We start from the raw sequence: 10,865 nt of genomic DNA, 5'->3' as shown, positions 1-10,865 counted from the left end.
GCGGTAGCTGCATCGTCAGCGACGGCCCCCGGCGGCTGGTATTACGCCAGCCGCACGATCCTGCCGCGCCCGCCAGCGATTTCCTTCGTCAATATCGCGCGTTATCCCGGATGCCGGATACGCTTGCGCCGTCGCCGATTTTTTACTCCCCGCGCTGGATGGTGGTGGAATACTGCATCGGTGAAATGAAAAGCGCGCTGCCGCCGTGCCCGCAGCTGGCCGGGGTGCTGTATCATCTGCACCGGCAGCCGTGCCTGGGCTGGCGCATCGCGCTGGCGCCGCTGCTGGAACGCTACTGGCAGCAGAGCGATGGCTCGCGACGAACCCCGCTATGGCTGCGCTGGTACAAGCGCCTGCTACGCCGCGGAGAGCCCCGGCCGCTGCGCCTGGCGCCGCTGCATATGGACGTACATGCGGGCAATCTGGTTCATACCGAGGGCGGGCTGCGGCTGATCGACTGGGAATATGCCGGCGACGGCGATATTGCGCTGGAGCTTGCCGCCGTGTGGATTGATTCCGCGCAGCAGCGGCGGCTGACGGCGGAGTATGCCCGGCTGGCGAAGATTAGCGAACGCCAGCTGTGGCGACAAATTCAGCGCTGGCGCCCGTGGGTATTGATGCTCATGGCGGGCTGGTACGAGCGTCGCTGGCAGCAAACCGGCGACCGGCAGTTTATCGCCCTGGCTGATGCGGCCTGGCGTCAGTTAGACACATAATATAAGAGAGGTCAGTGTGGGTCCGGTAATGTTGGATGTCGAAGGTTTTGAACTGGATGCGGAAGAGCGGGAGATCCTTGCGCACCCTTTGGTTGGCGGACTGATTCTCTTCACCCGCAACTATCACGATCCGGCGCAGCTGCGCGAGCTGGTGCGTCAGATCCGCGAAGCTTCGCACAATCATCTGGCGATCGCGGTCGATCAGGAAGGCGGGCGCGTCCAGCGTTTTCGCGAGGGCTTTACCCACCTGCCGGCCGCGCAGTCCTTTGCCGCACTGCTGGGAATGGAAGAGGGCGGCAGGCTGGCGGCGCAGGCCGGCTGGCTGATGGCCAGCGAAATGATCGCTATGGACATTGATATCAGCTTTGCGCCGGTGCTCGACGTCGGCCACATCAGCGCCGCCATTGGCGAGCGCTCTTATCATGAGGATCCCGAGAAGGCGCTGGCCATCGCGCGCTGCTTTATTGACGGTATGCATGAAGCGGGCATGAAGGCGACCGGGAAGCATTTCCCAGGCCACGGCGCGGTAACCGCCGATTCGCATAAAGAGACGCCGCGCGACCCGCGCGCTGAGGCGGAAATTCGCGCCCGGGATATGGCCGTTTTCCGCACCCTGGTTGCGGAGCAGCGCCTTGATGCGATTATGCCTGCCCACGTCATTTATACCGACGTTGACCCGCGTCCGGCCAGCGGCTCGCCGCACTGGCTAAAGACGGTACTCCGCGGGGAGTTAGGCTTTGACGGCGTGATTTTCTCCGACGACCTGTCGATGGAGGGCGCGGCGATTATGGGCAGCTATGCCGAACGCGGACAGGCTTCCCTGGACGCGGGTTGCGATATGATCCTGGTCTGCAATAATCGTAAGGGGGCGGTCAGCGTGCTGGATAACCTGTCGCCGATCAAAGCAGAGCGTGTTACGAAATTGTATCATAAAGGTTCCTTTACCCGTCAGGAGCTAAGGGATTCCGCCCGTTGGAAGAGGGTCAACGCGCAGCTGGAGCAGCTCCACGCGCGCTGGCAGGAGGCGAAGTCCGCGTAGCAAACCTGAAGGGCGTTGTTGTCTGGTGAGGATGCGATGATTATCTATTTACACGGTTTTGACTCTAACAGCCCCGGTAACCATGAAAAGGTGCTGCAGCTGCAGTTTATCGATCCCGACGTGCGGTTGATTAGCTACAGTACGCGGCATCCGAAACACGACATGCAGCACTTGTTAAAAGAGGTCGATAAGATGCTGCAGCTCAACGCCGACGATCGGCCGCTGATTTGCGGCGTCGGTCTGGGCGGCTACTGGGCGGAACGGATTGGTTTCCTCTGCGATATCCGCCAGGCTATTTTTAACCCGAACCTGTTTCCCGATGAGAACATGGAAGGGAAGATCGATCGCCCGGAAGAGTACGCGGATATCGGCACGAAGTGCGTGAATAACTTCCGTGAGAAAAATCGCGACCGTTGCCTGGTGATGCTTTCCCGCAAGGATGAAGCGCTCGACAGCCAGCGTTCGGCTGAGCTGCTGCACCACTACTATGAAATCATCTGGGATAACGAGCAGGGTCATAAATTCAAGAGTATCTCCCCGCATCTGCAGCGGATAAAGGCCTTTAAGACCCTCGGCTGATAGCCCCCCTCCAGCCCGCTGTGTGAACGCACCGCGGGCTTTTTTTTATCGATTCCGTGATTGCCTGTGCAAAAAATATGCGGTAAAACTTGATGCATATCAATTTTGGTATGACCAATGAACCGTTCATGTTATTCTCGATTTCGCTGAATGGTTTCAATGCTGTAACTTGTTGTTAATTAAAGGCTATTTATATAACTTTTAATTAACAATTGGTTAATAATTTTAGGGGGTCACGTGACTACACCATTGAAAAGAATAGTAATCGTTGGTGGCGGCGCCGGCGGACTGGAACTGGCTACTCAGCTGGGTAAAAAGCTGGGCCGCAGCAAAAAAGCGAAAATCACCCTGGTGGATCGCAACCATAGCCACCTGTGGAAACCGCTGCTGCATGAAGTGGCAACGGGTTCGCTCGACGAAGGTGTAGATGCGCTGAGCTACCTGGCTCATGCCCGCAATCACGGTTTCCAGTTCCAGCTCGGGTCAGTCGCGGATATCAATCGCGAAACCAAAACCATCACGCTCAGTGAACTGCGCGATGAAAAGGGCGAGCTGCTGGTGGCCGAGCGCAAGCTGCCTTACGACACCCTGGTGATGGCGCTGGGCAGTACCTCTAACGACTTTAATACGCCGGGCGTTAAAGAGAACTGCATTTTCCTCGATAACCCGCACCAGGCGCGTCGTTTCCATCAGGAAATGCTGAACCTGTTCCTGAAATACTCCGCGGATCTCGGTGCCAACGGCAAAGTGAATATTGCTATCGTCGGCGGCGGGGCCACCGGCGTAGAGCTCTCTGCCGAGCTGCACAATGCGGTTAAGCAGCTGCATAGCTACGGCTACAAAGGGCTGACCAACGAAGCGCTGAACGTCACGCTGGTTGAGGCAGGGGAGCGTATTCTGCCGGCGCTGCCGCCGCGTATTTCCGGCGCCGCGCACAGCGAGCTGACCAAGCTTGGCGTACGGGTGCTGACGAAAACTATGGTCACCAGCGCCGATGCTAACGGCCTGCACACCAAAGACGGCGAGTTTATTAAGGCCGATCTGATGGTCTGGGCTGCCGGGATTAAGGCGCCGGACTTTATGAAAGAGATCGGCGGCCTGGAAACCAACCGCATCAACCAGCTGGTGGTTGAGCCGACGCTGCAAACGACCCGCGATGCGGATATCTACGCCATCGGCGACTGCGCTTCCTGCGCCCGTCCGGAAGGCGGATTCGTGCCGCCGCGCGCGCAGGCCGCTCACCAGATGGCAACCTGCGCGCTGCATAACATCCTCGCGCAGATGAAAAACAAGCCGTTGAAACCTTACGCTTATAAGGATCACGGCTCGCTGGTTTCGCTCTCCAACTACTCGACCGTCGGCAGCCTGATGGGTAACCTGATGCGCGGTTCAATGATGATCGAAGGCCGCATTGCGCGCTTCGTTTACATCTCCCTGTACCGCATGCACCAGATTGCGCTGCACGGATACTTTAAAACCGGCCTGATGATGCTGGTAGGGCGTATCAACCGCATCATTCGTCCGCGCCTGAAGCTGCACTAATCCTCGGGCGCTCCGCTCCCGGATGACGGCGTTAGCGCCTTCTCCGGGTTCGCGGAGCGCGCCGAGCCGTCGCCCGGTCAGATAACGCGCTGCCGGGCGATTATCCGGAATATCGTCCTGTAAGATTCGCTATATCCTCTCGGATTCCTCTGAATCCCCGCCGTTTGCTGCAGATCCTCGCATTTTTCATCCGCTTTCTCATTTGCAAGCTCCCCGGGTAGATAGCAAAATTATTGCTATCAGCAACAACGGAGGATGCCCCGTGAATAAATCAATGTTGGCGGGTATAGGGATTGGCGTGGCCGCCGCGCTGGGTGTGGCAGCTGTCGCCGGTCTGAACGTACTGGATCGCGGACCGCAGTATGCGCAGGTGGTCTCCAGTACGCCGATCAAAGAAAGTGTTAAAACGCCGCGTCAGGAGTGCCGTAACGTCACCGTGACCCACCGTCGTCCGGTACAGGATGAAAACCGTATTGCCGGTTCGGTGCTCGGCGCGGTCGCCGGCGGGGTTATCGGCCACCAGTTTGGCGGCGGCCGTGGCCGCAGCGTTGCCACCGTCGTAGGCGCGCTGGGCGGCGGCTATGCCGGTAACCAGATTCAGGGATCGATGCAGGAAGGCGATACCTACACCACCACGCAGCAGCGCTGCAAAACGGTGTATGACAAATCGGATAAAATGCTGGGCTATGACGTCACGTACAAAATTGGCGGACAGCAGGGCAAGATTCGCATGGAACATGACCCCGGCACGCAAATTCCGCTGGATAGTAACGGTCAGCTGATCCTGAATAACAAAGCGTAAAAAAGACGTTTATTGATATTTGCCCCTCACGCTCAGGGTGAGGGGCTTTTTTTATCAGAAGCTCAGGGCGTAGTTCAGACCAAAGGTGCGGCCGCGGCCTTTGTACTCATACAGCGAACTGCTGCCGTAGGTTGGGCTGTAGAGCAGCGGCGCGCGCTGTCCCCAGATGGTGACGTAGTCTTCGTTCAGCAGGTTTTCGATGCTGAAGGTCAGCTTACCCAGCGGCAGCGCGTAGCTGCCGATAAAGTCGACGGTGTTGTAGCCATCAAGCTTGTTGCCGCTGGCGTCGCTAAGATCGAACACCTGCTGGGTCTGCACGCGCAGCGCCCACGGATCCGGCGCCCAGCCGACCCAGGCGGTGGCTTTCGACGGTGAGGCGAGGGTCACATCCCATTTCTGCCAGCTGCCTTCGCTCTTCACCTGCGATTTCAGGACGTTGAAGTTAGCTCCTGTGCTCCAGTCGCTCTGCGGGAAGGCGTAATCCACCGCCCCTTCAACGCCGTAAATACGCCGCTTATCGGACTCAACGTCAATCGTCATATCGGTGCGGTTGACGACGATGGTTTTGTCCGACGTTGAGTAGTAGGCCGCCAGCTGCGTGCGCAGGTTGTCGCCGGTGTAGCGCCAGCCCAGCTCGTAAGAGTTAACTTTTATCCCCTGCAGCGGCGAATCGCCGACGTTGACGCTCGACAGCAGCGGAAGGTTGCCGTTAACGGCGGCGCCGTATTTACCGATGCCGTAGTATTTACCCGGATCCGGCAGCTCGACGCCCTGGGAGAAGTTAAACCAGGTCTGCTGGCGGTCGGTAATGTGGGCGACAATCCCGGCATTAAACAGGAAGTTATCGTAATCGGTTTTCCCGCCGGGAATGGCGTCCGCCGAGCGGGCTTTCCCGTTGGCGACGTCCTGCTGCTGCGCATAGCCGACAAAATCATTCACCCGGTTTTCCGTCCACTGGTAGCGCACGCCGCCGCTGACGGTGAAGATATCGTTCAGGTCGTAGCTGCTCTGCAGGAACGGGGCAAGGTTGGTGATGCTGTAGCCCGGGTAGCGGCCGGTGGTGTAGATGGCCTGATTATTCAGCCCGCCGGAGGCCATCGATTCGTTAAGGTCGAAGAACATCTGGTTGGCGTTGAAGGTTTCATGATCGGCGTCGAGCCCCCAGGTCAGGTCCCAGCCCTCCAGCGGCTGGCTGTTAAGGGTAATTTTGGCTCCGTACTGATCGGTATCCTGCTTCGAGGAGGAGAAGCTGCTGACCTGGCCCTTGGCGAGGGTCGGGAAGGGGTAGAAGGTCAGGGATTCGTCGCGATAGTAGATCTGGCTGACCAGATTCTGACCGTAGAAGTCGGCGTCGGAATACTGGAGGCTTATCAGGTGGCGCTCGGTGCCGGGTACGCGGTCGGAGTCCAGCCCGTCGGTGGTGTAGGCCTTGCCGTCGCCGGTCACCGCCGACATGTTTTTCCCCAGGTACAGGCCGTAGTCGTCGCCCTGGCTTTTATAGTACTGCGTCACCAGCTGAAGCTGACGATTATCGTCGATGTTAATGGTGCCGGTGCCCATCACGTCGAGGCGATCGGAGTGCTGTAAACCGGTCTGGGTATTATCGAGGATCAGCGCATCGTTATTGCCGTCATACCAGCCGCCGAAGCGCTGATAAGCCACCGATAATCTGCCGGAGGCGTGGTCGGTACCGCCGCTCACCGCCGCCGCCACCCGCTCATCATGATCGTTGCTGTTAGCAAAACCCGTTTTGCCGCCCAGTTCGAGATCGACCTGGCGATCCTGCTGGCCTTTTTTGGTCACAATATTGATCAGCCCGCCGGTACTGCCGCCGCCGTACAGCGAAGTGGCGCCGGAGATAACCTCGATGTGCTCGATGTTGAACGGATCGATGGAGTCGAGCTGACGACTGTCGGTGCGGGAGGAGTTTAGCCGCACGCCGTCGATCAGTACCACGATCGCGCGACCGCGCATATTCATCCCGTAGTTTGTCCGTCCCTGGCTGCTGACGTCGATGCCCGGAATAAGCTGCGCCAGCACATCTTTGAACTCCTTGCCGCCCTGAACCTGCTGTTCAATTTCGTGACCTTCAATAACCCAGGTGGTCTGCGCCATTTCGGCAACAGTACGGTGCGTACGGTTGGCGCTAACGATCAGGTTTTCTTCGGCCGCCTGGATGCTAAAGACGGGAAGGGTGGTAGCCAGCAGCAGTGGGTTGAGCACCCAGAGACGCGTGTTCATTCGCATTCCTTTTATGAGTTAATTGCTTTGTTGTTAAGCATTGTTGTTCTATTTTTTCGGCGCGGGCGCACCGACTGTTACAGGGTGAAACATATTGAAAAACTCAAATGCGAATTCTGCACGTAGTGATTATTGTTATCAATATCATTTACAACAAATTAACACTTAAGGATGTGAAAACATTAATAAAAATGGGGTTAAGGCAGCGGGATATCGCGGAGGAGAGGCAGGCCCGGTGACTTACGCCACCGGACAGCAGAGCGGATTAGGGCTGGAGAATTTGCGGCCACAGGCGCAGAGTGGTCTCAGCAATTTGCATTAGTTTGCTGAAATCGGCGCCTTCGCGAGCGCTGATCGACATCCCCTGCAGGACGCAGTTTAAGAACTGCGCGAGCTGGCGAACGTCGCCGTTTTCCGGGAGCTCGCCGCGCAGCTGGCGCTGCTGCAGGAACTGGGTCAGCGTCTGCTCCTGCATAGCATGCCGCGACTTAATAGTGTTGGCGATATCGGTAGAGGAGGCCGCCAGCGCCGCGGAGGTGTTGATCATAAAGCAGCCCGCCGGCGTGTCTTTACTGGTAAAGCAGGTGGCAATCGCGGTGAAATAGTCCCGCAGCGCCTGGTCGACCGACTTCTCTTCGTCAAACAGCTGCGCTTCGTGCCTGGCGGCAAAGCGCGAAATATAGCGATCCAGCACCGCGCGAAACAGCCCTTCTTTGTTGACGAACTCGGCGTAGAGCGTAGGGGCTTTTGCCCCGGTGGCTTCCACCAGGTCGGCAAGGGAGGTTGCCTCATACCCATGCTGCCAGAACAGTGCCATGGCCTTATCCAGCGCCGCTTCCCTGTCGAACACTTTAGGTCGGCCACGGCTTTTTTTTGTGCAACTTTGGACGTCAGTTGTCATGATGCCGCTTGTACCTATGTTGGTTTGTTGAGGGGCCATTATAAAAACAAACGCCGCAACCTACCAGCAGAGTCGGTCCAAAAATAAATAATTCATATATATATGAATTTTAAGTTTTTTATAAATAATTAAATGGTCGTTATAAAAATGCGTTGACGTGTGATGCAGGTCACATTATTATTTACCTATCGATCGTTAATTTAATTCTTGCGACCCTAATAAAAAATCATCTGCATAGGTACAATAATCATGAAAACCATCAAAACTCTGACCCTCGCTGCTGTGCTAAGCTCACTCTCTTTCGCAAGCTTTGCCGCCGTTGAAGTGCAATCCACTCCTGCTGGCCAGCAAAAAATCGGCACCGTTTCCGCTTCCGCCGGCACCAACCTGGGCTCTCTGGAAGACCAGCTGGCGCAGAAAGCTGAAGAAATGGGCGCAACGTCATTCCGCATTACGTCGGTAACCGGTCCTAACACCCTGCACGGGACTGCGGTTATCTACAAATAAGCTGTTCCCTCTGTCATGCCACTGACAAACGCGGTTCTGACCCCTTTATCAGGCCGCGGTAGTAAGCAGTAAGTTGTTCCCCTGTTATGCCAGGATTGCGAAGCGGTTCACACCCTTATGGACCGCGACTCGCTGTCTGAATCCACGGCTCTCCCCCCAATAAAACGCCATACAGAACCCCTCAGCTAAGCGGTTTCCGCTCAGCGCACGCCGTGCGTAGCTGCGCTCCCACCGTTTCCTCGCCTGAGGTTGCAGGCTGTCCCGTTGCCCCCTTGAGGCTGATAGTATCGGTTGTTTCAACCGACGCTTTCGCGCTGATGAACCTGTGCAGAGGAAAGGGCAAACCGAAGGCCGCAAGAGGTGAATTGAAACAGGAGCGAGCTCCGTAGCTGGAGCGGGTCGGTCGAATTGAGCCGGGCGTAGCGCGCAGCAGTGATTTCGGTGGTTAGGCGAGGTTAAAGGGGAAGAGGCTTCTCTTCCCCCAAATCCGCTTACCCGGCGCCGGGGAAGGATGTTCTGCCTGACGCAGCGAATAATACCGCGTCACCGCCAGGCAGAATAGGGTGATTACAGCGCCTGACCGGCGTCCGGGTGATGGCGGGTCACGTCAATCGGCATGCCCGAACGCAGTTCGATAGCGCGATCCATAACCGGCCGATCGGTCAGCGGCGCCTCCTTGAAGGCCAGCATTTCGGCGTTAAGCACGATGGGCAGCGTCTGCGGATCGTCATCAAGGTGCTTCGACAGCGGCTGATGAATCTCGACCAGCCGGCTGCCGTTTGGCTCAACGGAAGCCTTAATCGGCGTGTTGATAATATTCACCCGGGTTCCGGGGGTAATTTTATTGAACAGGGTCTTAATATCGTTATCGCGCAGGCGAATGCAGCCCGAGCTTACGCGCATACCGATGCCGAAATCGGCGTTGGTGCCGTGCAGCAGATAGACGCCGCCGTAGGCCGCCAGGCGGATCGCGTGGTGCCCCATCGGGTTATCCGGCCCGGCGGGAACCACGGCAGGCAGCTCTATGCCCATCGCCTTGTAGCGGGCGCGGATATTGGCCGTCGGCGTCCAGGTTGGGTTGGCGCGCTTATCCGACACGGTCGTGACCATCGTTGGCGTGAGGGTATCACCCCCGAGCTGGCCGATACCGATAGGGTAGACGGTCACTTCATTCTTGCCCGGCGGATAGTAGTACAGACGAAGTTCGGCGAGATTAATCACCAGCCCTTCGCGCGGCGCGTCCGGCAGCAGCGTCTGCAGCGGAATGGTCAGCACGCTGCCGGCGCGGGGAACGTAGGGATCGACGCCGGGGTTAGCCTGCAGGAGCGCCAGAAAACCGACGTTATACTTTTTGGCAATGGCTTCCAGCGAGCCGCCGTTATCCTGCACCACGTGGAACTGATTTTGCCCCACCAGACGGCTTCCCGGCGGCGGTAAAGGCCAGGTGTTAGCATGGGCCGGAAGCGCCAGCGCGGCGACAACGGCAACCAGCGCCAGCCACAGAGAGATACGCGAAGAGTGTATGACCACAATAAGTAAGTGGTTATTTTTCTACGAAAACAGAAACAAATTATGGCGCGGGGGAGTGTGGGGAAACCCTGGTGGATTGCAAAACATTTGTAAAGTTTGCTGAATGTGTCGGATGAAAAAATGGACACGATGAATATCACCGTATCCATTTTCTCCGTCACGGTCAGGCGACGGCGTTCTCTTCCAGCTGGCGCATAAACTGGCGAACCCACTCCATGCGCGTTTTCCGCTCGGCGAGATCCTGCATAAACTTCAGCCGCGTCGGCCCGTCGAGGCGGAAGTGCTGCGGCTGTTTCTGCAGCAGGCCAATCAGCCACACCGGGTTGACGTGGTTCTTTTCGCTAAACTCGATCATGCCGCCTTTTTCGTTCCCCTCCAGCTTGCGAATGCCAAGCTTCTGCGCCTGCTGGCGCAGACGGGCGATATCCAGCAGATTTCTGGCCGCGTCCGGCAGCAGGCCGAAGCGGTCGATAAGCTCAACCTTGATCTCCTCCAGCTCGTGCTCGCTTTTGGCGCTGGCGATGCGCTTGTAGAACGAGAGTCGGGTATTCACATCCGGGATAAAGTCGTCCGGCAGCAGGGAAGGCATCCGCAGTTCGACCTCCGTTTGCTGGCTGGTGAGGTCCTCCAGCGACGGCTCGCGCCCGGCCTTCAGGGCATCAACGGCGTTCTCCAGCAGCTCCATATACAGCGAGAAGCCGATGGTGGTCATCTGCCCGCTCTGGTCTTCGCCCAGCAGCTCGCCGGCGCCGCGAATTTCCAGGTCGTGGGTGGCCAGGGCAAACCCGGCGCCGAGATCCTCCAGCGAGGCGATCGCTTCCAGACGCTTTTGCGCATCGGTGGACATCGCCTTCGGATGCGGGGTCAGCAGCCAGGCATAGGCCTGATGGTGTGAACGCCCGACGCGCCCGCGCAGCTGGTGCAGCTGAGCAAGGCCGAAATGATCGGCGCGCTCGATGATGATCGTATTGGCGGACGGGAAATCGGTCCCGGGTTTAATAAATGGGG

The 10,865-nt window shown here is 57.7% G+C and carries 10 protein-coding genes; 6 read left to right on the top strand and 4 right to left on the bottom strand.

Features of this window, described 5'->3' with window-relative positions; genetic code table 11:
- The 5 genes from thiK to PFH44_RS20475 all read left to right on the top strand — a co-directional run.
- On the top strand, positions 1–716 hold a 716-nt coding region (gene thiK / locus PFH44_RS20495), incomplete at its 5' end, for a thiamine kinase (RefSeq protein WP_283825976.1).
- Between the two features lie 28 nt (positions 717–744).
- Positions 745–1,755 carry a beta-N-acetylhexosaminidase gene (gene nagZ / locus PFH44_RS20490; protein ID WP_161795650.1) on the top strand — a complete coding sequence of 337 codons (1,011 nt, stop codon included), beginning with the start codon at positions 745–747 and terminating at the stop codon, positions 1,753–1,755.
- 36 nt (positions 1,756–1,791) lie between these two features.
- A complete protein-coding gene (ycfP, locus tag PFH44_RS20485) occupies positions 1,792–2,334 on the top strand; it encodes an alpha/beta hydrolase YcfP (RefSeq protein ID WP_041144980.1) in 543 nt (180 codons plus the stop codon).
- Between the two features lie 237 nt (positions 2,335–2,571).
- Complete coding sequence (locus PFH44_RS20480) at positions 2,572–3,876, top strand: NAD(P)/FAD-dependent oxidoreductase (RefSeq protein ID WP_045854853.1); 1,305 nt, start codon at positions 2,572–2,574, stop codon at positions 3,874–3,876.
- A gap of 262 nt (positions 3,877–4,138) precedes the next feature.
- Positions 4,139–4,678: a glycine zipper 2TM domain-containing protein gene (locus PFH44_RS20475; RefSeq protein ID WP_052698707.1), complete on the top strand. Its 540-nt coding sequence runs from the start codon at positions 4,139–4,141 to the stop codon at positions 4,676–4,678.
- A 54-nt stretch (positions 4,679–4,732) separates the two neighbouring features.
- On the opposite strand, the gene PFH44_RS20470 is transcribed toward PFH44_RS20475, so the two are convergent.
- Positions 4,733–6,919 (bottom strand): TonB-dependent siderophore receptor, encoded by a 2,187-nt coding sequence (locus tag PFH44_RS20470; RefSeq protein ID WP_045854854.1) that lies wholly within the window; start codon positions 6,917–6,919, stop codon positions 4,733–4,735.
- Positions 6,920–7,184: 265 nt separating this feature from the next.
- Positions 7,185–7,820: a TetR/AcrR family transcriptional regulator gene (locus PFH44_RS20465; RefSeq protein WP_283825974.1), complete on the bottom strand. Its 636-nt coding sequence runs from the start codon at positions 7,818–7,820 to the stop codon at positions 7,185–7,187.
- Between the two features lie 249 nt (positions 7,821–8,069).
- Here PFH44_RS20465 and bhsA point away from each other — a divergent pair, with 249 nt between their 5' ends.
- Positions 8,070–8,327: a multiple stress resistance protein BhsA gene (gene bhsA, locus PFH44_RS20460; RefSeq protein ID WP_041144985.1), complete on the top strand. Its 258-nt coding sequence runs from the start codon at positions 8,070–8,072 to the stop codon at positions 8,325–8,327.
- A gap of 567 nt (positions 8,328–8,894) precedes the next feature.
- Here bhsA and ldtC read toward each other — a convergent pair.
- Positions 8,895–9,860 (bottom strand): L,D-transpeptidase LdtC, encoded by a 966-nt coding sequence (gene ldtC, locus PFH44_RS20455; protein ID WP_283825977.1) that lies wholly within the window; start codon positions 9,858–9,860, stop codon positions 8,895–8,897.
- Between the two features lie 160 nt (positions 9,861–10,020).
- The coding region (locus tag PFH44_RS20450) for a TRCF domain-containing protein (RefSeq protein WP_349632134.1) at positions 10,021–10,865 on the bottom strand (845 nt) is incomplete at its 5' end.

Source organism: Klebsiella sp. Ech2A (genome assembly GCF_030078455.1).
Taxonomy (GTDB): domain Bacteria; phylum Pseudomonadota; class Gammaproteobacteria; order Enterobacterales; family Enterobacteriaceae; genus Klebsiella; species Klebsiella terrigena.
The sequence above is the reverse complement of the archived record's forward strand: the minus strand, read 5'-3'. Positions and strand labels throughout refer to the sequence as shown.

Bases quoted from the DNA above. Each gene is read 5' to 3' on its own strand.
- PFH44_RS20470 (WP_045854854.1), bottom strand. From the start codon at position 6,919: ATGAACACGCGTCTCTGGGTGCTCAACCCACTGCTGCTGGCTACCACC.
- PFH44_RS20465 (WP_283825974.1), bottom strand. From the start codon at position 7,820: ATGACAACTGACGTCCAAAGTTGCACAAAAAAAAGCCGTGGCCGACCT.
- ycfP (WP_041144980.1), top strand. From the start codon at position 1,792: ATGATTATCTATTTACACGGTTTTGACTCTAACAGCCCCGGTAACCAT.
- nagZ (WP_161795650.1), top strand. From the start codon at position 745: ATGTTGGATGTCGAAGGTTTTGAACTGGATGCGGAAGAGCGGGAGATC.
- bhsA (WP_041144985.1), top strand. From the start codon at position 8,070: ATGAAAACCATCAAAACTCTGACCCTCGCTGCTGTGCTAAGCTCACTC.